The organism is Tautonia sp. JC769 (genome assembly GCF_040717455.1).
In the GTDB taxonomy this organism is placed as follows: Bacteria; Planctomycetota; Planctomycetia; order Isosphaerales; family Isosphaeraceae; genus Tautonia.
Window position 1 is genome coordinate 306,307 of record NZ_JBFEFH010000004.1, and the last position, 24,201, is coordinate 330,507.

The 24,201-nt window shown below is 68.1% G+C and carries 26 protein-coding genes and 1 pseudogene; 9 read left to right on the forward strand and 18 right to left on the reverse strand.

The window, feature by feature from the left end; genetic code table 11:
• Positions 1-4 precede the first annotated feature (4 nt).
• From tsaE to AB1L88_RS06615, 4 genes are all read left to right on the forward strand, one after another.
• On the forward strand, positions 5-511 hold the full coding sequence (tsaE, locus tag AB1L88_RS06600) for a tRNA (adenosine(37)-N6)-threonylcarbamoyltransferase complex ATPase subunit type 1 TsaE (protein WP_367095844.1): 507 nt from the start codon (positions 5-7) through the stop codon (positions 509-511).
• A 179-nt stretch (positions 512-690) separates the two neighbouring features.
• On the forward strand, positions 691-1,152 hold the full coding sequence (locus AB1L88_RS06605; RefSeq protein WP_367095845.1) for a PilZ domain-containing protein: 462 nt from the start codon (positions 691-693) through the stop codon (positions 1,150-1,152).
• Positions 1,149-2,456 carry an AAA family ATPase gene (locus tag AB1L88_RS06610; RefSeq protein WP_367095846.1) on the forward strand — a complete coding sequence of 436 codons (1,308 nt, stop codon included), beginning with the start codon at positions 1,149-1,151 and terminating at the stop codon, positions 2,454-2,456. The genes AB1L88_RS06605 and AB1L88_RS06610 overlap by 4 nt, the downstream gene beginning before the upstream one ends.
• 95 nt (positions 2,457-2,551) lie before the next feature.
• Positions 2,552-3,850: an NAD(P)/FAD-dependent oxidoreductase gene (locus AB1L88_RS06615; protein ID WP_367095847.1), complete on the forward strand. Its 1,299-nt coding sequence runs from the start codon at positions 2,552-2,554 to the stop codon at positions 3,848-3,850.
• 18 nt (positions 3,851-3,868) lie between these two features.
• Here AB1L88_RS06615 and hslU read toward each other — a convergent pair whose 3' ends face one another.
• Together hslU and hslV are read right to left on the reverse strand one after the other, a co-directional pair.
• Entirely contained in the window at positions 3,869-5,239 is a 1,371-nt protein-coding gene (hslU, locus tag AB1L88_RS06620) for an ATP-dependent protease ATPase subunit HslU (protein WP_367095848.1), read from the reverse strand.
• 61 nt (positions 5,240-5,300) lie between these two features.
• Positions 5,301-5,840, reverse strand: a complete 540-nt coding sequence (hslV, locus tag AB1L88_RS06625) for an ATP-dependent protease subunit HslV (RefSeq protein WP_367095849.1) — start codon at positions 5,838-5,840, stop codon at positions 5,301-5,303.
• 234 nt (positions 5,841-6,074) lie between these two features.
• Between hslV and treZ the strand changes: the two genes are divergently transcribed.
• The 4 genes from treZ (at position 6,075) to AB1L88_RS06645 (ending at position 11,030) form a co-directional block, all read left to right on the forward strand.
• Positions 6,075-7,979 carry a malto-oligosyltrehalose trehalohydrolase gene (gene treZ, locus AB1L88_RS06630; protein WP_367095850.1) on the forward strand — a complete coding sequence of 635 codons (1,905 nt, stop codon included), beginning with the start codon at positions 6,075-6,077 and terminating at the stop codon, positions 7,977-7,979.
• A gap of 160 nt (positions 7,980-8,139) precedes the next feature.
• The gene (locus tag AB1L88_RS06635) at positions 8,140-9,261 is read left to right on the forward strand and encodes a Gfo/Idh/MocA family oxidoreductase (RefSeq protein WP_367095851.1); all 1,122 of its coding nucleotides are present in this window, start codon (positions 8,140-8,142) and stop codon (positions 9,259-9,261) included.
• Between the two features lie 99 nt (positions 9,262-9,360).
• Positions 9,361-10,767 (forward strand): efflux RND transporter periplasmic adaptor subunit, encoded by a 1,407-nt coding sequence (locus tag AB1L88_RS06640; RefSeq protein ID WP_367095882.1) that lies wholly within the window; start codon positions 9,361-9,363, stop codon positions 10,765-10,767.
• Positions 10,764-11,030, forward strand: a complete 267-nt coding sequence (locus AB1L88_RS06645; RefSeq protein ID WP_367095852.1) for a hypothetical protein — start codon at positions 10,764-10,766, stop codon at positions 11,028-11,030. The genes AB1L88_RS06640 and AB1L88_RS06645 overlap by 4 nt, the downstream gene beginning before the upstream one ends.
• 57 nt (positions 11,031-11,087) lie before the next feature.
• Here AB1L88_RS06645 and AB1L88_RS06650 read toward each other — a convergent pair whose 3' ends face one another.
• The 16 genes and pseudogenes from AB1L88_RS06650 to AB1L88_RS06725 form a co-directional block, all read right to left on the reverse strand.
• A complete protein-coding gene (locus AB1L88_RS06650) occupies positions 11,088-11,996 on the reverse strand; it encodes an SPFH domain-containing protein (protein WP_367095853.1) in 909 nt (302 codons plus the stop codon).
• A gap of 147 nt (positions 11,997-12,143) precedes the next feature.
• Complete coding sequence (locus tag AB1L88_RS06655) at positions 12,144-13,454, reverse strand: hypothetical protein (RefSeq protein WP_367095854.1); 1,311 nt, start codon at positions 13,452-13,454, stop codon at positions 12,144-12,146.
• A gap of 172 nt (positions 13,455-13,626) precedes the next feature.
• Positions 13,627-14,553, reverse strand: a pseudogene (locus AB1L88_RS06660) (lactate/malate dehydrogenase family protein); the annotation flags it as partial.
• Between the two features lie 92 nt (positions 14,554-14,645).
• On the reverse strand, positions 14,646-15,584 hold the full coding sequence (locus tag AB1L88_RS06665; protein WP_367095855.1) for a class II aldolase/adducin family protein: 939 nt from the start codon (positions 15,582-15,584) through the stop codon (positions 14,646-14,648).
• 44 nt (positions 15,585-15,628) lie between these two features.
• The gene (locus tag AB1L88_RS06670; RefSeq protein WP_367095856.1) at positions 15,629-15,853 is read right to left on the reverse strand and encodes a EutN/CcmL family microcompartment protein; all 225 of its coding nucleotides are present in this window, start codon (positions 15,851-15,853) and stop codon (positions 15,629-15,631) included.
• Positions 15,756-16,553, reverse strand: a complete 798-nt coding sequence (locus tag AB1L88_RS06675; RefSeq protein ID WP_367095857.1) for a hypothetical protein — start codon at positions 16,551-16,553, stop codon at positions 15,756-15,758. The genes AB1L88_RS06670 and AB1L88_RS06675 overlap by 98 nt, the downstream gene beginning before the upstream one ends.
• Before the next feature lie 2 nt (positions 16,554-16,555).
• Positions 16,556-16,810, reverse strand: a complete 255-nt coding sequence (locus AB1L88_RS06680; protein ID WP_367095858.1) for a EutN/CcmL family microcompartment protein — start codon at positions 16,808-16,810, stop codon at positions 16,556-16,558.
• A gap of 41 nt (positions 16,811-16,851) precedes the next feature.
• Positions 16,852-18,279, reverse strand: a complete 1,428-nt coding sequence (locus AB1L88_RS06685; protein ID WP_367095859.1) for an aldehyde dehydrogenase — start codon at positions 18,277-18,279, stop codon at positions 16,852-16,854.
• A 100-nt stretch (positions 18,280-18,379) separates the two neighbouring features.
• Positions 18,380-18,670: a hypothetical protein gene (locus AB1L88_RS06690; protein WP_367095860.1), complete on the reverse strand. Its 291-nt coding sequence runs from the start codon at positions 18,668-18,670 to the stop codon at positions 18,380-18,382.
• A 56-nt stretch (positions 18,671-18,726) separates the two neighbouring features.
• The gene (locus AB1L88_RS06695; protein ID WP_367095861.1) at positions 18,727-19,053 is read right to left on the reverse strand and encodes a EutN/CcmL family microcompartment protein; all 327 of its coding nucleotides are present in this window, start codon (positions 19,051-19,053) and stop codon (positions 18,727-18,729) included.
• A 48-nt stretch (positions 19,054-19,101) separates the two neighbouring features.
• Positions 19,102-20,295 carry an acetate/propionate family kinase gene (locus tag AB1L88_RS06700; protein WP_367095862.1) on the reverse strand — a complete coding sequence of 398 codons (1,194 nt, stop codon included), beginning with the start codon at positions 20,293-20,295 and terminating at the stop codon, positions 19,102-19,104.
• A gap of 25 nt (positions 20,296-20,320) precedes the next feature.
• Entirely contained in the window at positions 20,321-20,599 is a 279-nt protein-coding gene (locus AB1L88_RS06705) for a BMC domain-containing protein (RefSeq protein ID WP_367095863.1), read from the reverse strand.
• Positions 20,600-20,719: 120 nt separating this feature from the next.
• Complete coding sequence (locus AB1L88_RS06710; RefSeq protein WP_367095864.1) at positions 20,720-21,007, reverse strand: BMC domain-containing protein; 288 nt, start codon at positions 21,005-21,007, stop codon at positions 20,720-20,722.
• A 3-nt stretch (positions 21,008-21,010) separates the two neighbouring features.
• Complete coding sequence (locus AB1L88_RS06715; protein ID WP_367095865.1) at positions 21,011-21,355, reverse strand: BMC domain-containing protein; 345 nt, start codon at positions 21,353-21,355, stop codon at positions 21,011-21,013.
• 133 nt (positions 21,356-21,488) lie between these two features.
• Positions 21,489-22,166, reverse strand: a complete 678-nt coding sequence (locus AB1L88_RS06720) for a phosphate propanoyltransferase (protein WP_367095866.1) — start codon at positions 22,164-22,166, stop codon at positions 21,489-21,491.
• Entirely contained in the window at positions 22,163-22,996 is an 834-nt protein-coding gene (locus tag AB1L88_RS06725) for a DeoR/GlpR family DNA-binding transcription regulator (RefSeq protein ID WP_367095867.1), read from the reverse strand. The genes AB1L88_RS06720 and AB1L88_RS06725 overlap by 4 nt, the downstream gene beginning before the upstream one ends.
• A 237-nt stretch (positions 22,997-23,233) precedes the next feature.
• On the opposite strand from AB1L88_RS06725, the gene mutM reads away from it, so the two are divergent.
• Positions 23,234-24,142, forward strand: coding sequence for a bifunctional DNA-formamidopyrimidine glycosylase/DNA-(apurinic or apyrimidinic site) lyase (mutM, locus tag AB1L88_RS06730; protein WP_367095868.1), 909 nt, complete (start codon positions 23,234-23,236; stop codon positions 24,140-24,142).
• Positions 24,143-24,201: the final 59 nt, after the last annotated feature.

Genomic DNA, 24,201 nt, shown 5'->3' on the forward strand with positions numbered 1-24,201 from the left:
CCTCATGCCGATGCACCGCGACGCGGATGCCCTGATCGTCGAACTCTCCTCGGAAGCCGAGACCGAGCACCTCGGCCGGGCCATCGCCGAGGTCGTCTCGCCCGGGACGGTCATCGGCCTGATCGGCCCCCTCGGCGCGGGCAAGACCCGGCTCAGCCGCGCGATCGCCGAAGGGCTGGGGGTCGACCCGGGGGCCATCGCCAGCCCGACCTTCGTCCTGATCCACGAATACGAAGGCCGCTTCCCCGTCTTCCACGCCGACAGTTACCGGCTCGACGACCCGGACGAGTTCGACGCCCTGGGCCTCGTCGACGAATTCGGGGGGCCGGGGGTCTGCCTGATCGAGTGGGCCGACCGCGTCGCCGACCGGCTCCCCGAGGGCACCTGGTGGGTCGAGATCGAGCCGACCGGCGCGGCGTCCCGACGGCTACGGGTCCGCGCCCGGCCGATCATCCTCGACCAACTCGCCGACCGCCTCGGCCCCGGGAATCCACCACTCCACGACTGTTGACCCGGTCCCGATCGCGACCTAGGTTTCTGCCGAGAACCCGAGTGCCCGGCGAGATCAGCAGGGAATCGGCCCGCGCTTCGGGCGTTTCGGGCCCGAGTCGTCCCCCCTTCGCGGGGGACGACTCGGGGCGAGGGTCCGACGGGTGCGGACGCCCCTTCCATCCCCACCTGGGTCACTCCATGTCCAAGCTGCGACACTTCGCGGATTTCGTGGTCGATCATCAACAGTTCGACAATCTGGCCGACCGTCGGCAGCGGGTGCGCCACGCCTCGAACGGGAACGAGTGCTGGATCGGCTGGTGGCAGGAAGGGACCTGGCGCCTCGTGAGCGCCGCCCTCCGCGACATCAGCCAGGGCGGGGCGGGGCTTCGCGTCCGGCTCTCGCCCCCGCCGCGGTCGGCCATCTGGTTCCGCCCGAAGGACGTCGGCCAGGACGCCTGGATCGAGGGGACGATCGTCCGGGTCTCCCGCCCCGGCCTGATCCGGTTCGTCATGGGATGCCCGACCGACATCGGGCTCTACTTCCGAGAAGAGTGTCCCTGGGAAACCCTCCGAGCCGCCCTGTTCGGCCTCGGCACACCCCGCAAGGAGGAGTCGGTCGTTGCTCCTCCCTCGCCTCGATTGGGAGGAACCCCCTCATGAGTGCCGGACCCAGTACCCTCCCGTCGTTCGAGTCCCCGGCCGGCGACCGATTCCGGCCGAAGGTCGTCACCGACTTCGCCTCGGCCGGGCTGAACCCCGCGATGGTCGAGTCGCTCGTCCTGAAGTTCCTGCTGGGGGTCGGCGTGTCGTCGGGGCGTCGGATCGCCGACGAGCTGGGCCTGCCCTTCGGGCCCTTCCCCGAGTTCCTCCGCGGCCTGAAGGCCAACCAGATCGTCACCTACACCGACACCGCCGCCGCCAACGACTACTACTTCTCGCTCACCGACGCCGGCCGATCCCGGGCCCGGGGCTACATGGAAGAGTGTGCCTATGTCGGCACCGCGCCGGTCCCGTTCGCCGATTACCTCGAATCGGTCGCGGCCCAGACCATCGCCACCGAACACCCGAAGGAGGCCGACCTCCGCCGCGCCTTCTCCGACCTCCTGATCTCCGAGTCGATGTTCAAGGTCCTCGGCCCCGCGATCAACTCGGGCAAGGGGATGTTCCTCTACGGATACCCCGGCAACGGCAAGACGAGCATCGCCGAGCGGATCACCCGGTGCTTCGGCACGACCGTCTGGATCCCCCGGACGATCCTCGTCGAGGGCCAGATCCTGAAGCTCTTCGACCCGACCAATCACGAGCCGCTCGAAGCCCGGCGCGGCGGCATCCTCCGCCAGGACGACCAGGATGACCGCTGGGTCGAGATCCGCCGCCCCACCATCGTCGCCGGCGGCGAGCTGACGATGGAGGCCCTCGAAATCTACTACGACAAGGACAACAAGATCTGCGAGGCCCCCTTGCAGATGAAGGCCAACAACGGCACCTTCCTCATCGACGACTTCGGCCGCCAGCGCATGGCACCCATCGAGCTGCTCAACCGCTGGATCGTCCCCCTCGAGAAGCGCTACGACTTCCTGCGCCTGCCCAACGGCAAGCAGATCCAGGTGCCGTTCGACGAGCTGATCCTGTTCTCGACGAACCTCGAACCGAAGGATCTCGTCGACGAGGCCTTCCTCCGCCGCATCCCCTACAAGATCAACGCCGCCGACCCGACCGAGGACATGTTCCGCAAGATGATCGCCATCTTCGCCCCGAAGCTCGGCTTCGAGACGATTAACGAGGAGGCCGTCGACTACCTCATCGCCCAGCACTACACGCGGGTCAATCGCCCCTTCCGCTGCTGCCAGCCCCGCGACCTCTTGCTCCAGATCCGCAACTACTGCATCTACAACGAGCTTCCCCTGGAACTCAAGCCCGAGTACTTCGACTTCGCCGCCGGCAACTACTTCACCGTGCTTTGACCCGCCTCCGTCGGCCCGCTCCAATTCGGCCCGGCGCGGGGTGCGATTCGCTATAATGCAACGCGAATCCGACCCCCGCGACCGAGGCCCCTTCCGTGAGCGATCCCGACTTCGATGTTGCCATCCTCGGCGCCGGCGCCGCCGGCCTCTTCGCCGGCTTCCGCGCCGCCGAGCGGGGCCGCCGCGTCGTGGTGCTCGAGAAGAACCGCCGCCCCGGCGTCAAGATCCTCATGTCCGGCGGCACCCGCTGCAACATCACCAACGCCCGGGGCCTGAAAGACCGCTCGGTCATCTCCGGACCGATCGACCCCGCCTTCAACCCGAAGGAGGCCCGCGGCGCCCGGAGCATCATGGACGCCTTCGGCCCCAACGGCCGCTTCCTCGCGCCCGCCCTGAAGGCGCTCAGCGTCGAGCAGACCGTCCGCCTGTTCGAAGGCGAAGGGGTCGCCACCAAGATCGAAGGCAACGGCAAGGTCTTCCCCGTCTCCGACAAGGCGATCGACGTGCTCGACGCCCTCGTCCGACGCCTCGCCCGCAGCGGGGCGGAGCTGCGCACCCAATGCCCCGTCCAGTCGGTCGAGGCCGAGGGAGACGCCTTCCTCGTCCACCTGCCCGACGGCCCCCTCCGCACCCGCCGCGTCATCCTCGCCGTCGGCGGCCAGTCGTATCCCGGTTGCGGCACCTCGGGAGACGGCTACGGGATTTCCCAGGCATTCGGGCATACGATTCGCCCGCCGAGACCGGCCCTGGTCCCGCTCCGCATCGATGCCGACTGGGTCCGCGACCTGAAGGGGATCACCGTCCCCGACGCCCTCGCACGGGTCCTCGACCCCGGCGGCCCGAAGCTGGCCGACCGTCGCGAGGCCGTCCTCTTCGCCCACTTCGGCCTGACCGGCCCGGCCATCCTCGACGTCAGCGGCCCGGTCGCCCGGTTCGACGGGCCGGGCCCGCTGACGCTCGAACTCGACCTCCTCCCCGAGCTTCGCCTCGACGCCCTCGACGCCCAGCTCCAGGCGGGCGCCCGATCCGGCCGCCGACTCGTCGCCAACCTGCTCCCGGACGAGCTTCCCCGCCGCCTGACGACCGCCCTCATGCGGGCCTGCGCCGTGCCCGACGACCGGATCGGCCCCGAACTCTCCCGGGACGAGCGCCGCCGCCTGCTCGCCGGGCTCAAGTCCCTCCGCCTGCCGATCGCCGGGACGCTCGGCTTCGCCAAGGCCGAGGTCACCAGCGGCGGGGTTTCGCTCGACGAGGTCGATCCCGCCACCCTCGAAAGCCGACTCCGGCCGGGTTTCCACCTCATCGGCGAGGTCCTCGACCTCGACGGCCGGATCGGCGGCTACAACTTCCAGGCCGCCTGGAGCAGCGGCTGGCTCGCGGGCGAGTCGGTCTGAGGGCGTTCCATCTTCATCTCAAAGGATGTAGCGGCTCAAATCCTCGTCCTCGGTCAAGGGGGCCAGCACCGACCGCACCCGGTCCGCGTCGATCACCTCGCGCTTCCCTCTGCGATCGGGGGCATCGAAGCTGATCTCCTCGACCACCCGCTCCAGGATCGTGTGCAGCCGCCTGGCCCCGATGTTCTGCGTCGATCGGTTCACGGCGAAGGCGATCTCGGCCATCGCGTCGATGGCATCCTCGGTAAATTCGAGCTTCAGGCCCTCGGTGCCGAGCAAGGCCTGATACTGCCGGACGAGCGACGCGCGCGGCTCCCGGAGGATCCGGCCGAAGTCCTCCTGCGTCAGGTCGTTCAGCTCGACCCGGATCGGGAAGCGGCCTTGCAGCTCCGGCATCAGGTCAGACGGCTTCGCGCGGTGGAAGGCCCCGGCGGCGACGAACAGCACGAAATCGGTCCGGACGGGGCCGTACTTGGTCGTCACGGTCGTCCCCTCGACGATCGGCAAGAGGTCGCGCTGCACCCCCTGGCGAGACACGTCCGGCCCCCGGCTCGACCCTTCGTCGCCCGCGATCTTGTCGATCTCATCGAGGAAGATGATCCCCGACTCCTCGGCCAGGGCCACGGCCGCCCGGTTGATCTTCTCCGGGTCGAGCAGTGCCTCGGCCTCCTGCTCGATCAGGAGCGGCCGGGCGTCTCGCACCGCCATCCGCCGCGTATGACTCGGCTTGGGCATGAGCTTCTCGAACATCCCTTGCAGGTCCATCTCCATCTGCTCGGTATTGCCCGCCCCCAGGATGGACACCGGCGCCATCGACCGACCCGGGATGACGATCTCGACCTCGGCGTCCTCCATCTCCCCGGCGGCGAGCCTGGCCTTCATCTTCTCCCGGGTCCGTTTCCGACGCTCGGCGGCCTCGTCCACCTCGCCGGCCGGGGTCGCGGACCAGGCCCCTCGCGGGGGGGCCGGCACGTCGGGCAGGAGCAGGTCGAGCAGCTTCGCCTCGGCCCGCTCCCGGGCTTCCGCCTCGACCCGATGCCGCTCCCCGGCCTTGACCAGCAGGATGCTCGCCTCGACCAGCTCGCGGACCATGCTCTCGACGTCTCGGCCATAGTAGCCGACCTCGGTGAACTTCGTCGCCTCGATCTTCACGAACGGCGCACCGACCAGTTGTGCCAGCCGCCGGGCGATCTCCGTCTTCCCCACGCCGGTCGGGCCGATGAGCAGGATGTTCTTCGGCGTCACCTGCCGGCGGATCTCCTCGTCCAGCTGCCGACGCCTCCAGCGGTTGCGCAGGGCCAGGGCCACGGCCCGCTTCGCGTCGTGCTGGCCGACGATGTCGCGGTCCAGCTCGCTCACAATCTGGCGGGGGGTCAAGTCGTCGCTCATCGAGGGGACCTCCGATGATCCAGAGACAGGGAAGGGGTGCGTGCCGATTCCTCACACACGCTCAAGATCCCGGGAGTTCCTCGACCGTGAGGCTCTCGTTCGTGTAGATGTCGATCCCGGCGGCGATTTTGAGCGATTCCCGCACAATCTCCCCCGGCGAAAGATCGGTATGAGCCACCAACGCCCGGGCCGCGGCCAGGGCATACGCCCCCCCCGACCCGGCGCACAAGATCCCGTCGGTCGGCTGGATCACGTCCCCCGAGCCGCTCAACAGCAGGCTGTGCCGCTCGTCGGCCACGATCAAGAGGGCCTCCAGCCGCCGCAGGGCCCGGTCGGTCCGCCATTGCTTGGCCAGCTCGATCGCCGCGCGTGGCACGTTGTTGGGATAGTCCTTCAGCTTCGCCTCGAACCGTTCGAGCAGGGCGAAGCCGTCGGCCGCGCTGCCGGCGAAGCCGACGAGCACCCGGCCGTCGAGCAATCGCCGCACCTTCGCGGCGTCGGCCTTCATGATCTGGTTGCCCAGGGTCACCTGGCCGTCGCCCCCCAGGGCGACGCGATCCCCGCGTCGGACGGTCAGGATGGTGGTCGCGTGCCAGGTCATCGGGTCGGATCTCCTCCGGCGTCGGGTCGATTGACGGACGTTCGGCACGCGGGGTGCGGAACGATGCCAGGCATCGTATGCCCCCCGGTGCCCGCTCGCCAAGGGCGGTCGCCTCCTCGTCCTCGATGGGACAGCAACTCCGTCCCCGATTGCGAGACCGAGGCGAACCCCTGTAGGTTAAGGGCCAGAAACCGCCCATCATCCCCCATCGCCCATCCGAAAAAAGGGAAATCGATGTCCGACGAGCCTCGATCGAAGACTCCCGTCTCGCACTGGCGCCCCTCGATCGGGGCCTGGCCCGAAGCCGATGGGGTCCGCTTTCGCGTCTGGGCTCCGAAGGAAGAGGCGGTGACCCTGGTCATCGAGGGCGACTCCCCCCGCGAGGAACCCCTGGAGCGGTTCGCCGACGGCACCTTCGGCGCGCTCGTGCCCGGCGTCGGCGTCGGCGCCCGCTACCGCTACCGGATCAGCACCGGGACCTTCCCCGACCCCGCCTCCCGGTCCCAGCCCGAAGGGGTCCACGGCCCGTCTCAGGTCGTCGACCCCGACCATTTCCGCTGGACCGATCGCGGCTGGGGCGGCATCACCCTCGACGACCTGATCGTCTACGAGCTGCACGTCGGCACCTTCTCGCCGGAGGGGACCTTCCGCGGTGTCCTGGATCGCCTACCCTATCTGCGGGACCTCGGCGTCACCGCCGTCGAGCTGATGCCCGTGGCCGACTTCCCCGGCAACCGCAACTGGGGATACGACGGCGCCGCCCTGTACGCCCCGGCCCGCTGCTACGGGTCGCCCGATGACCTCCGGCAACTCGTCAACGAGGCCCACCGCCTCGGCCTCGCCGTCCTGCTCGACGTCGTCTACAACCACTTCGGCCCCGACGGTTGTTATCCCCCCGCCTTCAGTTCCTACGTCTTCTCCGAAACGCACAAGAACCCGTGGGGCCAGAGCCTCAACTTCGACGGCCCTCACAACACGCTCGTCCGGCAATTCTTCATCGAGAACGCGCTGCACTGGATCCACGAATACCGCTTCGACGGCCTCCGGCTCGACGCCACCCACGCGATTATCGACGACAGCGACCGGCCGTTCCTGGCCGACCTGGGCGCCCGGGTCCGCCAGTCGGTCGCCGACCGCGAGGTCGTGATCGTGGCCGAGGACCACCGCAACCTCGCCCCGATGATCCGCCCCGAAGGGCAGGGGGGGTGGGGCCTCGACGGCGTCTGGGCCGACGACTTCCACCACATCGTCCGCGTCGCCCTCTGCAACGAATGCGAAGGCTATTACCGCGACTTCACCGGCAGCATGGACGAGCTGGCCACCTGCATCAACAACGGCTGGCTCTTCACGGGCCAGCACTCGGTCAATCGCGACGAGCACCGCGGCACCGACCCGACCGGCATCCCCCCCGCCCGCATGGTCGTCTGCACCCAGAACCACGACCAGATCGGCAACCGGGCGATGGGCGACCGCCTCCACCACTCCTGCGACCCCGCCGCCTATCGCGCCTCGTCCGCCTTGCTCCTCTGCGTCCCCGAGACGCCGATGCTCTTCCAGGGGCAGGAATGGGCCGCCTCGGCCCCCTTCCAGTTCTTCACCGACCACACCGAGGACCTCGGCCGATCCGTCACCGAAGGCCGGCGCGAGGAATTCCGCCACTTCGCCGCCTTCGCCGACCCGACGGCCCGCGACCGCATCCCCGACCCACAGGCCGAATCGACCTTCACCGCCAGCAAGCTCGACTGGTCCGAGCTTGGCCGCGAGCCCCACGCCTCGACCCTCCGCCTGTTCCGATCCCTGACGAACCTCCGACGCTCGGAACCCGCCCTGCGGAACGGGCAGATGCACTCGGCCCGCGCCGTCCCCGTTTCGGAGCAAACCTTGCTCCTCCGCCGCGACGCGATCGAAGGCCCGTCGCTCCTCGTCTGCTTCCATCTGGGGAAGTCGGCCGAGGTGTCGCTCGACGGCCTCTCGGGACTGGAAGGATTGGCCCTCGATCGTTGCCAGTTGGTGCTGACCACCGACGACCGCCCCTTCCTCCCCGACGGCCGGGCCCCGACCGTCGATCTCGACGGCCCGGCCCCTTCGATCCGCTTCGAAGGCCCCGCGACCGTGATCCTCCGCGCCTGGCCGTCCTGATCCCACACCCCCGGCCCGTGAAAAAAACCGGGCCGGTCCGGCCGCGCAAGGCGTGCGAATCGAGCCGGTTCCGGCGATGATGGGGGCGTTCGCGTTCCGTATCACGTGGGAACGCCCCGCCCCGATCTCCGTCCTTGGGAATCACCCACAAAGACTTGCCATGGCGATCCGATCCAACCAGCCCCCCGTCCGCATCGCGATCATCGGTGCGGGGGCCGTCAGCGATTACCACCACGTCCCCGGCATCCGCATCGACCCCCGCGCCGAGCTGGTCGCCGCCTGCGACAGCGACCCCGCCCTGCTCGAACGCCGCAAGGCCGAGTGGGGCATCGACCGCGTCTCGACCGACTACGAGGCGATCGTCAACGACCCCGACGTCGACGCCGTCGTCATCGCCACCCCCAACTTCACCCACCGGCCCATCAGCGAGGCCGCCGCCAAGGCCGGCAAGCACATCATGTGCGAGAAGCCGCTCGGCCTGAATGCCGGCGAGGTCCGCTCCATGTACGAGGCGGCCCGCGACGCCCGGGTCGTCCACATGACCGCCTTCACCTACCGCTTCGCCCCCTCGATGATCTACCTGAGGCACCTGGTGAAGTCCGGCGCCCTCGGCGAGCCCCGCCACTTCCGCTCGCAGCGCTTCCTCGACTGGCCCGAGACCAGCTGGGGATGGCGCCAGTACACCGACACCGCCGGGGCCGGCGACCTGTTCGACATGACCATCCACCGGATCGACTTCGCCATCGACCTGCTCGGCCCGATCGCCCGCATCTGCGGGGCCGTCGCCCGCTTCGCCCCGCGTGACCGCACCGCCGACGGCTCCCCTTGCCCCCCCTCTCAGGTCGACGACTGGTCGAGCATCCTCGGCGAGTTCGAATCGGGCGCGACCGGCGTCTGGGAGGGGACGACCCTCGCCAAGGGGTACCACCGCGACGGCTTCGGCCACGAATGGGCCGAGATCAACGGCTCCGAGGGCTCGGCCGTCTACCGCCTGCACGAGCCGAACACGATCCTCATCGGCCGGACCGGCCACGACCTCGCCCCCGAGCCGGTCCCGCCGCACTACCTCAAGCCCGCCTCCAGCCCCCGAGACCCGAACGAAGGGGCCCCCGCCACCATCTTCCGCTACGACCTGATCTGGGAGTTCGTCTCCGCCATCATCGAGGGCCGAGACGCCGTCCCCTCCTTCCTCGACGGCCTGAACGCCCAGCTCGTCGCCGACGCCACACTCCGCTCCCACGCCGAGCGGACCTGGATCGACACCCCCCTCGCCACCCCCTGAACCGCCCCTCGACCCGCCCCACCCTCTTGACAACTGTCGGACACCGGCGACAATCGTCCTGGTGAGACAGTTGTCAGGGGCAGGAGAGGGGGTGTCGTGATGCGGGCGAGACCGCGACGCTGGTGGGCCGTTTGGCTCATGCTGACGATCGTCCCCGCCGCCCTGGCCTTCGCTCATCGAGCGGCCCCGAGCGAAGGGCCCGCCGACTGGACGGGCCGGGGCAGGGGGGTGGTCCGGGTCGAGTCGGTCGGGACGACCTTGATCCAGTCGGGGGTCGTCCGGGCGGCCACGCAGACGACCGTGAGCCCGAAGGTCGAGCTGCTCTCGGGCGTGGCCTATGGCTTCGGATCGCTCGGGGTCACGCTCCCGACCCGGATCATCGAGATCGTCCCCGAAGGCGCGACCGTTCGCGAAGGCGAGGTGATCTGCCGGTTCGATCCGAGCGTCTACGAGGAACAGGCCCGACTCCAGCGGATCGAGGTCGATCGCTGCCGGTCCTCCCTCGCCGAGGCCGACCGCGAGCTCGCCGTCGCCCAGGCCGAATTGATCGCCTTCCGCGAAGGGGATCGCATCCAGCAGGAACGATTCCTCGAAACCGAGCTGGCGATGGCTCGGGTCGATCTGTCTCGGGCCGAGGATTCCCTGACCTGGTCGCAGCGCATGGGAAAACTCGGCTACCTCTCGTCCGCCGACCTCGCCGAGCAGCGCCTTGCTCGCCTCCGCGCCGAGATCACGCGAGACAACGCCGAGGTCGCGCTCCAGACCTTCCTTGACACCACCGTCGAGAAGCTACTCCGCGACCTCGAAAGCCGCGTCGAGCGTGCCGAGACCCATCGGGCCTACGCCACCGAAGCCCTCCAGGCTGCCGAAGATCGCCAGGACCACCTGGACGAGCAGGTCTCCCACTGCACCCTGACCGCTCCCCACGACGGCACGGTCCTCTATGCCGACACCGCCTGGCGCGAATATTACCAGGTCCGCGACGGGGCAGAGGTCTACCCGCATCTCCCCCTGTTCATCCTCCCCGATCTCTCCCGCTTGGAGGTCGAGATCCAGGTCCACGAGCGATTCTCGTCGCAGATCGCCGAGGGCCAGCAGGCCACCGTCTCGTTCGAGGTCTTCCCCGGCCGCTCCTACCCGGCGCGTGTCACCGCGCGCGACCTGCTCCCGACCCCCGACTGGTACCACTTCGGCGCCTGGCAGCAGTTCCGGGTCCGGCTCACCCTCGACGAGGCCCCCACCGGCCTCCTGCCCGAGATGACCGCCGAGGTGGCGATCGCGACCGGCGCCGCCCGCCCGGCGATCACCGTCCCCTGCGAGGCCGTCGCCTGGGACGATCATCGTCCGTACTGCGTCGTCGAAACCCCTTCGGGACCGGCCCGACGACCCGTTCGCGTCGATCGCGGGTCGATCGACCGCCTCGTGGTGCGTGACGGCCTCAAACCAGGGGATCGCGTCTTCCTCCTCCCAAAACACCGTGATCCGATCCCGCGAGTTCACCCATGACCACCCGATCGTTGATGCAAGGGATCGCCGGATTCGCGGTCGTGCTCTGGCTCCTGGTCACCATGTTCCGCACCGTCCCCGTCAGCCGACACCTCCGCCCCGACCCCGCAATCCCCGGCGCCTTCCTCCGCGACGGATCCTACTGCGATCGCCGCCCCTTCATGGCGAAGTTCCTCCACGTCGTCGCCGGTCAACCCTGGCCGGGCCAGTACACCTGCCCGGACCATCCCGACGACCCTTACGTCATCGACCCCGACGTCTGATCCCGCTCCGTTGAGCAGAAACAGCGGCCGGGGACGATGCGATCCCATCCGATCCGATCAATGCCCATGCTGCGCGGCGTTGACGATCGGCTGCGTCCCCCGGTCGCTGCAGAGCACAACCAGGAGGTTGCTGACCATCGCCGCCTTCTTCTCGTTGTCCAGATCGACGAGTTTCTGGCTCGCCAGCATGCCGAGCGCCATCTCGACCATGCCGACCGCCCCCTCGACGATCTTGGCCCGGGCGGCGATGATCGCATCGGCCTGCTGCCGCTGGAGCATCGCCCCGGCGATCTCCGGAGCATAGGCCAGGTGGCTGATCCGGGCCTCGATCACCTCGACGCCCGCCTTGAACAAGCGGTCCTGAATCTCGGTCCGCAGGTGCTCGGCCACCTCGGCCGTATTGCCCCGGAGCGACAGCTCATCTTCGATGTGGGCGTCGTAGGCGTATCCGGTCGCCAGGTTCCGCAGGGCCGCTTCGCTCTGGACCTCGACGAAGTGCTCGTACCGATCGACGTGGAACAGCGCCTCGGCCGTGTCCACGACCTTCCAGACGACCACCGCGGCGATCTCGATCGGGTTGCCGTTGCGGTCGTTGACCTTCAGCTTGCCGCTCTCGAAGTTCCGCACCCGGGTCGAGATCGCGACCTTCGAGTAGAACGGGTTCACCCAGCGCAGGCCCGGCCGCCGCACCGTCCCCTTGTACTCGCCGAACAGTTGCAGGACCTTCGCCTCGTTCGGGCTGACCGTGAACAGGCCGGTCAGACCCACAATTGCCGCCACGATCCCGGCAATCGCCGCGACGACGATCACCCCGATCTCGCCGCTCACTCCCACGACCAGACCGAGGAGCGACGCAATCAGCAGGACCAAGAACCCCGTGAGCCAGGCAAACCCCGACACCGGGTCCACCTCGAACTCGGTCATCGGCATCTCGGGTTTGCGCGTCGGATCGTACAGCTCTTCCATTTCATCCTCTCCGGGGGCCGGTCGGCCCGTTCGACGATTCGTCAGGGAATCGGCATCCGGAGTAGGTTCGTTCCTCCCTCCCGTTCATTAAGGGCGGAGTTCAGATCGTGCTGCCAGGCAGCCACTCCCGATCATCCTCACCTCCCGTCAACGCCCCAGTCCGAGCCGTCGGCGGTGATATTCGAGCCGCTGGGCCACATCCATCCGATTGAAGTCGGGAAGCCCCCCGTCTCGCGTCGGGAACCCATTGCGGTCCACGTCGCCGTTCGATCGGTGCGTTGAAGAGGCCGGCGAACCTTCACACGTTCCGCACCCGCAGTCACAACTCCCCTTTGACTGGGCGACGACTCCCGGTGCCGGGATGTGCGTCGCCACTCCGTTCGACGCCGCCTCCTGCTTCGGCGGGACCACGACCGAGGTCGATCCCCCCCCGTAGCTCATCGAGGTCGCCATCGGCTTCAGATCGTCCTCCAGGCGGCGGTGCGGCCGGATGCCCAGGTGGTCGAGCACCGCGTGATAGGCCCGAACCGCCTCGGCGGCCCCGATCTCCCCATCGGCGATCAATCGCAAGAACTGGATGAACGCCAGTTGATTCTCCGCGTTGTTGATCTTCCGACCGTACAGCGCCACCTTCGCGCCGTACTTCTTCGCCTCGGCCAGCAGATGGAACGCATCGAACGTCGTGCCCGCCGATCCCCCCAGAATGCCCACCACCAGATGCGGGTCATACCGCACCAGTTCTTCCAGCGCCTTCGGCCCGTGGTAGACAATCTTCAGGAAGACCGGCCGCCCCGACCCGGCCACCCCGGCCAGCATCCGCGCGATCATGTCGTTCAGGAAGTGTGGCAACACGTCCGGGTCGATCGTCCCCGGAACATTCGGGTCGAAGACTTCCAGGAAGTACCGAAATCCCTTGCGCTCGGCCTCCTCCCGGAACGCATGGAAGCGTTCGAGCGTGCGGAAATCCTGCTCCGGGATGTTATTGAACGTGACGCTATAAAGGCCCAGGTCGGCCCCGCGCGATCGTTCTTCCGGCGCGCAATCGACATGCCCGCACATCGCGTGATCGAGCAGGGCCGACCGGTGCGGCTGGGCCGGATACTCGGCGTAGCGCGACCCCCTCGCCAGGTGCACGTCCGTCGTGTCGTTGGCCCGGATCGCCGGGGTCACGTGCGACCCGTCGAACAGTCGTTCTTCCAGCGTGAGTTGATAATTCGTGCTGGCCGACATCAGCATGATGTCCACCAACCCCTGCCGCGTGTTCAGCCGGATCTGCTCGCGGTATTCCTGCAAGGTCCGGAATCGGACCTCCCCCGCGTGATTCTCGGGAGATTGCCCCGGCGCGCCGATCCCGAACGCCATGTCCGCATCCTTGGCGTCGGCCAGGATGAACTCGCGACACCCGTGCGGATCGGCGTGGATCGCCGCCAGCTTGCGATCGAGCGACTTAGTAACCACTTCGTCCTCCGCCCGACTGCCCGGAGATGGTCACGCGAGGCCGCGCCGTCACGTTCCCCCCGCCGCTCCCCATCGTCACCCGGGCGGCGTTCCCATTCGACGAGGGGAGACCCCCGGCCGCCGGCTTCGCCCCGGCCCCGCTCCCCGAGGCCGCCCTGGCCGCGCCCGGATTCTTCTGCAGGACCATGTCGATCGTCTCCCGCAGGACCCGAGACGACTGTTGCAACGCCGACACTTCCTTCGGCCAGAGCTCGATCTCCAGTTGAGCCCGCACGCCCCCGCGTCCCACGACGGTCGGCACCGACGTGCACACGTCGCTCATCCCGTACTGCCCGTTCACGAGCGAAGAGACCGGGAGGATCCGCCTCGAATCCAGGGCGATCGCGTGGATCACCTCCCGGATCGAGATGCCGACCGCGAAGCCGGCCCCGCCCTTGAGCTTGATCACCTCGGCACCGCTGCCCTTGGTCCGCTTGAACAACTCATCGCCCGTGGTCGGCGTCCAACCCGGGAATTTCTCCAGGGGCAGCCCCGCCGCCTGCGCCGCCGACCAGATCGGCACCATGCTGTCGCCGTGCTCTCCCAAAATCGTCGCCGTCACCTGCGTGGCCGGCAGGCCGATCGCCTCGGCGATCAAGCCACGGAACCGCGACGAGTCGAGCATCGTCCCCAGCCCGATCACCTGCGACGACGGCAGGCCGGTGCGCTTCGTCGCGAGATAGGTCAAGACGTCGACCGGATTGGAAACCACCAGCACGACTGCATCCCGACGCAAGCCCGCAGCCATCACGTCGTCGAGGATCTTCAGGAACAGCTCGACGTTGCGGTTGATCAGATCCAAGCGGCTCTCGTCCGGCTTGCGCCGCAACCCGGCCGTGATGCAGACCAGATCCGTCTCGGGGATCGCCTCGTACCCGGTCGCCCGGATGCGCTGATCGGCGACCAGCGGGGCCCCGTGTAGGATGTCGAGCGCCTGCCCTCGGCACAGGTCGCCGTTCACGTCGATCAGGTTGATCTCGCTGACCACCCCGCCGCATTGCAGGGCGAAACCGGTGCAAGACCCCACAAGGCCGCCGCCGCCGACGATGCTGACTCTCATATCTCCACCCTTCATTTTCGCTCGTTCGCGAACCTGTCGACTCGTGACCCGTGGGAGGAATGCCCGACGCCCCAGCCCGCGCCGAGTTCAAGTCAGCACGACCCCGCGTACGACCCCGACCCGCCCGCCTGCCCGTTGCCCATCACCCGCATCACCTGCTCGGTGATCGCCTGGACCATGGCCTCGAATTCGGCCCCGTCCGCCTTCGCCGGGGGGTTCGGCATCGCGCAGGCCGCCTGCTGCACCGCCGCTTGGAATTTGTCCGGGATGAACGCATGCGGCTCCGGCTTGAACGACTCGCTGTACCCCTCGCGGAAGAGGCTGTTGCCGCAGAGGTCGCAATTCTCGAGCCCCAGCTCCAGCCGCACGTCCCGCACGCCGATCCCCGGCTTCAGGCGGATCAGCTCGGCCGCCTTCGCGTCGTTGTAGTACTTCGGCCCGCCCAGCGGCTTGGTCAGGATCAAGATGCGGCAATAGGCGTCGATGATTTCCGTCTTGAAATAGGCATCCATCAGGTCGCTGCCCGCCGTCACCGTGCCGTGATTGGCCAGCAGGATCGTATCCGTGTCCTTGATATAAGGGATCACCGTGTCGGCGAACGCCTGCCCGCCCGGCGTCTCGTAAGGGGTGATCGCCACCTCCCCCAGGAACACCTCGAACTCCGGCATCGTGCACTTCGGGATCGGCTCCTGCGCCACCGCAAACGCGGTCGCATGAGGCGGGTGGCAGTGCACCACCGCCCGCACATCAGGCCGCTGCTTCATGATCGTCAGGTGCAGCAGAATCTCACTCGATCGCTTCCGCTTCCCCGAAACCTGGTTCCCATCCAGGTCGACGATGCACAGGTCATCCGGCTTCATGAACCCCTTCGAGACCCGGGTCGGCGTGCAGAGCACCCGGTTCTCGTCGAGCCGGTAGCTGATGTTCCCGTCGTTGGCCGCGGCGAACCCCTTATTGTAGACCCGGCGGCCCACCTCGCACATTTCCTCGCGGAGCTTCCATTCTCCCATGAAATTCCCGTTGACTGCCATCTTCAAACGCTCCTCTGTGAATGGGACCGCGCTCGCAAGTGATTTCAGACGTTGATTCGATCGAGCAGGCAGGCGCAATACGCGTCGATCGGGACTCTCTCGCTCCAGAACGCGTTGGCCGCCTCTCCCCCCTCGCTGATGCCGATGATCGCCCCCCGGCCCGCCCCCAGCTCATCGAACACGACCAGCTCCTCCCCTCGCCCGGGAGAGCCCCCGGTGATCGCCTCCCGAGACATCGGGACGACCACCAAAAATCGCGGATTCCGCACGCTCGGGTGCAGCCGAGAGCAGGTCACGCGGCCGATCACCTCGCCGATTCGCATCGCCGGTCCCCCCATCAATCCAGTCGGGACATTCGGGAGCCCCCGACTTCCGGAACACCTTCACGCAGTGCAGCAGCGACGGGATCGAATGCCCCGCCGGCTCCAGCACCAGCAGGTTCACCCCCAGGTGCTCCACCGCCCGGGCCACCCCATCCGCATCCCCGGCCGCCGCCGATCGCACCCCGGGGACCTGCGACGCCAGCCAGCACGCCACCGACCCTTGCTCCGAGAAGACCACCGCGCCCCGACCGTCCTCGGCCGAAACCCAGTGGGCCGCCTCGATCAGCTCGTCCCCCAGGTCGTGCCAGCCGCCCTCCGCGGCGAGCAGCGATCGCCGCAGGGCGTCCGCCATCACCGCCCCGTCTTCCAGCACGAATCCCCATTCTCCGATCCGAGCCGCCAGCCGCTCCGAGACCCATCGGATCAAGATCCCTCGACGCTTCAACAGGTCGCGGGCGATCGGCGTGATGACCGTGTTCGGGGCGATCCGGATCTCCCGGATCTCCTCCCCCAGCCCCTCAACTTGGCGTTGGCCGAGCAACCGCCCCGCGAACACGCCGGACGATCGGCGATCGGGCCGGGGTGCCCGGCGCAAGCCCGCCAGCACGGCCCTCACGGCATCATCAACCTGTCCGATCGTCGGCACGATCATGAATCCGGCAACCCCAGCACGCTCCACCGGCCGGGTGTATTCCGGCCGAGCATCCCCTGCAACACCTTCCCGTCGCTCGTCAGGATCACCCGATCCCCCTTCCCGGCCCCGAGCCGGTCGAACGCAAGGACCGGCTCGCCGTCGTCCCGCCCGTCGGTTCCTTCGAGCTGCACCACGACCAGCCGCTCCCCTTGAAACGTCGGGTGCTTGATCGTCGATGTCGCCGAACCGAGCACGCGGCCGATCTGCACGGGTCGATCCTCCGAGCAAGTGAAGGGTGAGTGAGTCGCGGTCAGATGAACCGCATCCCGCCGATGATCGCCGTCCGCCTCTGTCGGGTGAAGGTCAATGGGGTCGTCACCCCTTCACCCGTCGGCCCGGCGATCGAGTACGAGCCGACCCCTTCGCCCCCCGTCCCGAGCCCCGCCACGCAGGCCCCGTTGACGACGAAGATCGTGCAGTCCATCACCCGGCCCATCTTGTCCATCACGGTCGTATCGCGCGAGTGCAGGATCGCCGTGTGGCCGTAACCGTGCTCCGACTGCTTCGCCAGTTCGATGGCCCGGTCCACGTTCGTCACCCGCACGAACGGAATGAACGGCATCATCTGTTCATGTTCCACGAACAGGTGATCGGCCCCGGTTTCCCCGAACAGGATCTGGGTCCCCGCCGGGATCGTCGCCCCCGCAGATCGGGCGAGCACGCCCGGGTCCTTGCCCACCAGATCCTTATTGACGTGGAACTTCCCGTCGTCCCCCTTCACGAACGCCGCCCGAGTCAACGCTTCGATCTGGTGCGGATCGAGCCGATAGCCGCCCGATCTGCCCACCGCATCCATCAGCTTGTCGAAGACGTCCGCCGTGGCGAACACTTGCTTCTCGCCGATGCAGAGCAGGTTATTATCGAAGGCGGCCCCCGCGATGATCGACTTCGCCGCGTTGTCGACGCAGGCCGTCCCATCGACCACCACCGGCGGATTCCCCGGCCCGGCCACGATGGCCCGCTTGTTGCTCGCCAACGCCGCCCGGGCCACGACCGGCCCCCCCGTCACCACCAGCAGCTTCACGCCCCGGTGCTTGAACAGGGCGTCGGCCGACTCGATCGTGGGAGGGTTGATGATCGTCAGGAGGTCGTCCAGGCCGATCGCATTCCGGATCGCCCGGTTAAACGCCTGCACCCCTTCCGCCGCGATGTTCGCCCCCGACGGGTGCGCGTTGAAGACGACCGTATTGCCGGCCGCGAGCATGTTGATGGCATTGCACGCTAAGGTCGGCAGGCTGTGTGTCACCGGGGTGATCGCGCCGATCACGCCGAACGGGGCGTACTGCGTCAGGGTCAGTCCGTTGTCGCCCGCGTTGTTCTCGGTCCGCAGGTATTCCACCCCCGGGATCGGCGGGATCGCGTCCCGAAGCTTGGCGATCTTGTGGTCGAGCCGGCCGATCGTCGTCTCGTCCAGCTCCTTGCGGCCCCACTCCTCGGCCCGCTCCACGCAGAGCCGCTTGATCTCCCTGACCGCGCGGTCCCGATCGGCCAGCGGACGCAGGCGGAAGGCCCGGAAGGCCGCCTCCGACGCCGCCACCGCGGCATCGGCCGTCGGGTACACGCCGTCGTTGCCGCTCGGGCGCTGCCCGCCGGTGCTCGCGGGCGAGCCGTTGCCGCCCATCTGCGACAAGACTTGCTGCACCACGTTGCGAATCAGGTCCTCGGTCATCGGTTGCATGGCGATCACCCCGGGAAGGGAAGGGCTCGGCCCAGTCCGGGCCGCGCCCGGCATCGGCCGGTCGATCAGATCGACCCGGCCAATGGCCTACTGAATCAGGTTATCGACGGTTCTTGATCCGAAACGGAAGGCGGATGGCGATCGCGGTCAACCACCCGTAGACGAAGCAGGTCATCCAGGCCAGGGGCAGGAGCATCAGGTTCGTGATCCCCCCCGCCGGCGCCCCCGCCTCGGCGGCGACCACACCGAGCAGCCGCATCGGCGGCCACCAGTACATCGCGAAGAGGACCCGGGCCGGTGCGTTCGGCGGCAACGAAAGCACCCGCGGCCACCATCCCGAGACGTGCCAGGCCACCGCGGAGTGGACCAGCGCAAACAGGATGGCCAGCATGATCTCCAGGCCGCATCCGACTCTCCCCCGAGATCTTGAATTCCGACGATTGAACATCAATGGTCACGGCCATCGTCCCGGCCGGAGAAGACCACCGAGCCGCCGATATCGACCGTGTCCACCAGCCCGATCACCACCGCGTCGATCGGCAGCTTCTCCGTCTCCGGCGTCAGGCGGGCGCTCGACCCCTGGCAGATCAGGACCATCTCGCCCAGGCCCGCCCCCAAGGTATCGACCACCACGAACGTCCGGCCGGTCGGGACCAGTCGGGTGTTCGACTCGGGATCGACCCGGTACGGCTCAACCGTCAGGAGCTTGTGCCCGGTCATCGACGCGACCTTCTGGGTCGCGACCACGGATCCGGTCACTCGGGCAACAAACATCGATGCGCTCCGATTTCCTGAAGGTTGGTTCCCACGACGACCACCATCTCACGCCGAACCCGCCAGCAGGTCTCTCGCCTGCCGGGCCACGATGATCTCCTCATTCGTCGGGATGACCCAGACCTCGACCTTGCTGTCCGCCGTCGAGATCTTGTGCTCCCCGCCGACCGCCTCGTTCAGCTCAGTGTTCAAGTGAATGCCGAAGAACCCGAGATCCCGGCAGACCATCGATCGAATGCGGGACGAATTCTCACCGATGCCCGCCGTGAACACGATCGCGTCCGTATCCCCCAGCTCCACGAGATAGGCGCCGAGGTAGTGCCGGATCGAGGTGACGAACATCTCCAGCGCGAGCTGCGCCTTCGCGTCCCCCGAATCGGCCGCCGCCTCCACGTCCCGCAGGTCGTTCACCCCGGAGAGGCCGAGCAAGCCCGACTGCGACGCCAGCACGTCGAGCGTCTGCTCCAGCGACATCCCGGTCGCCCGCATCACCGCCGGCAGGGCGAACGGATCGAAATCCCCCACCCTGTTGTTCTGGAAGAGGCCCGACTGCGGGCTCATGCCCATGCTCGTGGCGACCGACTTCCCGTCCTTGATCGCGCACAGGGAGGAGCTGCCCCCCAGATGGCACGAGATCACCTTCAGGCCGGGCCGCTGGATCAGCTCGGCCGACCGCTCGGCGATGTAGCGGTGGCTCGCACCGTGGAACCCCCAGCGCAGCACCCCGTGCTCGGTCGCCCACGCCTCCGGGATGGCATAGCGCCGGGTCCGGTCGGGGATCGTCGCGTGGAAGCCGGTCTCGAAGGCCGCCACCAGGGGCATGCTCGGGAACCGCTCGGCGAGCATCCGCATCGCCTTCACGTAGGGAGGGTTGTGCGCCGGGGCGACGTCGTTGAACGCTTCCATCGCGGTGAGCAGGTTCGCATCAACGCGCTGGACTCCGCTCACCCCCTTGGCATGAACCGCTTTGAATCCGATCGCCGCGACCTCGTCGGCCGAAGCGATCACGCCGAGGTCCGGGTCGGTCAATTGCTCCAGGCAGAGCCGCACCGCCTCCCCGTGGTCGGGGATCGGCTGCTCGCCGTCGGTCTTCCCCTTCGACGAGCTGTACGCGACCTTCGACTGCGGCGCACCGATCCGATCGACCGCCCCCCGGGCGAGCATCGGCTCTCCCGGCGCCCCCAGGTCATACAGGCGGTACTTGAAGCTGGTGCTGCCGAGGTTGGCGACCAGGATCTTCATCGCGCGTCCCTTTCAATCGCCCGGGTCACTTGCCGACGAAGGCGGCGACCACGGCCGGGTCGGGCCGGGGAATCACATGGGCCGCATGCAGCTCGCCGCAGCGCGCCGCGGCCTCGGCCCCGGCCTCCACCGCGGCCCGGACGCTGCTCACGTCCCCCCGGATGATGCCGCTGACCACGCCGCCATCGAGCTTGATGACCGGCGTCGCCACCTCCACGTTTGCAGCCTTGAGCATCGCGTCATACGCGTAGATCAGGCCGATCAGCCCTCTCGTCTCGATCAGGCCCAGCGCCGAGCCGTTCATGGATGGTTCTCGATCATGGAATGGGTTGAGCGGAGCGATGCAACGTGCGGGAGGGTCGACATCCCCTCCCGCGCCTTGCCCTGAACGATCAATCGGCCCGGTCGGTTTCGACGGCCCGGATCAGGCGAAGAAAGTGCCCAGCACGGCCGGGTCCGGCCTCGGGATCACGTGCGCCGAGACGAGGTCGCCGACCCGGCTGGCCGACTCGGCCCCGGCCTCGACCGCCGCCCGGACGCTCCCCACGTCCCCCCGGACGACCGTGGTGACGTACGTCCCGCCCACGCTGATCCGGCCCACGTGCGTCACGTTGGCCGCCTTCAGCATCGCGTCGGTCGCCTCGATGATGCCGACCAGCCCCCGGCACTCGATCATCCCGAGCGCCTCTCCCGATGCATTTCCGAATGCCATGACTCAGGCTCCCTCTTTCTTGGGGGCGGACGCGGTGCCGGCCTGGGCCGCCGCCTTCGCCTTGGCGAAGCTCAGCACGCCGCCGAGTTCCTCGTGCGGCCGCGGGATCACCTGAACGCTCAAGACCTCGCCGATCCGGCTCGCCGCCGCGGCCCCCGCGTCGACGGCCGCCTTCACCGCCGCCACGTCGCCGACGACGAACGCCGTCACCAGGCCGCTGCCGACCTTGTCCCAGCCGGCCAGCTCCACGTTGGCCGCCTTCAGCATCGCGTCGGTCGCCTCGACCAGCGCGACGAACCCTTTCGTCTCGATCATCCCGAGCGCTTCGTGGATGGATCCATTGGCCATGATCGGTCCCCTGCAGTTCGGCCGCCGGCCGGGGTCACGCCCCCCGAAACGTCGGCAATGGTTCGTTGTGGTGTGGTGTCGGTCGGTGTCGGTGAGTGACGGCGATCGAGGCGCCCCGGCCTCGCCCCGGGCCTCACGGCTTGATCAGTTCGACCTTGGTCGCATGGACCAGGTCGCTCGCGTTCCCCTCGTCGGTATCGATGTGGACCTCCAATTTCCAGTCCGGATGGGTCCGGACCAGGAGGCCCTCCAGCGTGGTCGGGCAGGGGCCGTGAATCCGGAGATTCATCCGGTCCTTCGCCTTCACGCCGTAGTACTCGGCGTCTCGATCTCCCATGTGAACATGCCGCTCGGCCCTGATGACCCCCTTCGTCAGCTCGACGCTCCCCTTCGGGCCGATCAGCAGGCACCCCGGGGTCCCCTCGATGTCCCCGGACATCCGCACGGGGACATCAATGCCCAGGCTGATCGCGTCGGTGAACGACAGCTCGACCTGGCTGAACTTCCGGCAGGGGCCCAGGATGCGGATATTCGGGATCATCCGCTGCCGGGGCCCGACCACCGCCACCGTCTCGTTGCTGGCGAAGTCGGTCGCCTGGTACAGGCGCTTCATCTCGCTGAGCTGGTAGCCCTGGCCGAAGAGGATGTCCACATGCTCCTGCGTCAGGTGCACGTGCCTGGCCGAGATGTTCACCACCAGATTCGGCCGATACCCGGCCTGCGCCTGGCCGTTGCCGGAGAATTGCTGCTGGAGGATCGACCGAACGACCTGTTCGATCTGTCCTCGGCTGATCGCGGCGGTCGCACTCATCGGGAGACGCTCCTCGATCCGGGGGTTCTGGCCGACGCTCGGCGGTCGGAATCGTTGTCTTCAATCGGGCCGATTGGAGCGATGGTCAGGGCCACCCCGGCATCCTCCAGCATCTCCCGGTCGTCGCCGGAAATCCGCGAGTCCGTCACCACGCGATCCACCTCATCCAGGCCGCACAGTCGGGTCAGCGACAGGCGGCCGAACTTGGAATGATCCGCGGCGATCACGATCTCCTGCCCGCATGTCATCATCTGTCGCTCGGTCTCGACCAGCAGACTGTTCGAGTTGAACACGCCCTCGCCCGTGATCCCGCCGGCCCCCAGCACCGCCCGCCGCACGCGAATGCCCTGCATCGTGGCCACGGCCAGGGGTCCCATCGCCACGCCGGTCCGGGGGTAGACGTAGCCGCCGATCAGGATCAGGTCGGTCTCCTTGCTCGACGCCAGCAGGGCCGCGATCGGCAGGCTATTGGTCACCACCTGCAAGGGCCTCCCCACCAGCGCCCGGGCCACCTCCAGGGTGGTCGTCCCGCCGTCGAGCAGGACCGTCTCGCCGTCCTCGATCAGGTCGCACACCGCCCGGCCGATCGCCTGCTTCTCCTCGGCCGCGGTCGTCACCCGGTCGTCGAGGGCGGGCATCGACCGCACCTCTCCCGAACAGACCGCCCCGCCGTGGGTCCGCTTGATCGCCCCGGCCTGGTCCAGGGCCTCCAGGTCGCGCCGAATCGTGCTCTCCGACGCCCCCGTCGCCTTGACCAGCTCCTCCAGGGAGGCAAACCCCTGTCGGCTGACCAGCTCCAGGAGGGTTCGTCGCCGCGATTCGACCAGCATGTCACCCCTTCCGGCAGGTTTCTCGCACGACTCTCTCACTAGATTCCAATGCCGAGCGAATCCCGTCAAGGACCCACCGCCGAAAATGACCGTTTCTGCGCGATTCCGGAAACATTTCTGATCGTTTGCGATCAATCGGTGAACTGTTCGTGAACGATCGGCGAAGGCGTACAATGGAGTCCCGTTGCCCCGATCGCTCCGCCCTCAACGCCCCTTGGCCGATCAGGTCCCCTTGCCATGCCCGAGCTGCCCGAGGTCGAGACCATGGTCCGCGGACTCCGCCCCGCCCTGCAGGGCCGGACCATCCGCAAACTCGCGGTCATCGACCCCCACCTCCTCGCGAACTGCGACGCCGACACCCTCCAGCGCAATGCCAAAGGCGCTCGCGTCGAGTCCGTCGACCGCCGCGGCAAGTGGGTCGTCATCGCCCTGGCCGCACCCAGGGGGATCATCGTCATCCAGCCCCGGATGACCGGAGCCTTTTACCTCGTCGACTCCGAGCTGGCCCGGCACATCCGGCTCAGCTTCGCGATGGCCCGCCCCGAGCCCTACGCCGCCGTCCATTACAACGACCCCCGTCGCCTCGGCCGGATCGCCTGGTATCCCGACCTCGACGCCGCCGCGCTCGCCTTCTCCAAGTCCCACGGCCCCGACGCCCTGGTCATCTCCGCCGACGACCTGGCCCAGCGGCTCTCCCGCACCTCCCGGCCGATCAAGCCCACGCTCCTCGATCAGAAGGTCCTGGCCGGCATCGGCAACATCTATGCGGACGAGATCCTCCACCGCTCCGGCATCCACCCCGAGCGCCCGGCCAACACCCTCGACCGCCCCTCCATCGACCTGATGCACCGCGCCATGGGCGAGGTCCTCGCCGCCGCCATCGCCGCCGAGGGCTCCAGCTTCGACCAGGGCTACCGGACCGTCCTCGGCCTCGAAGGCGGATTCCTCGCCATCAATCACGTCTACGGCCGCACCGGCGAGCCCTGCAAAGTCTGCCAGACCCCCATCGTCCGGGCCCGCATCGCCGGCCTCATCGGCCGGTCGAGCCACTTCTGCCCCACTTGCCAGCCCGGCGACGGCCCCGCCGTCGAGTCACTCCCCCCCATCCGCAAGAAGCCCAGGGAGGATCGCCCCTCGCGGTCGTAACGATTCCGAAAAACTTCGCAACCGGTCGAATGCTCAATGACGCTCTAGAGTCTGAAGGC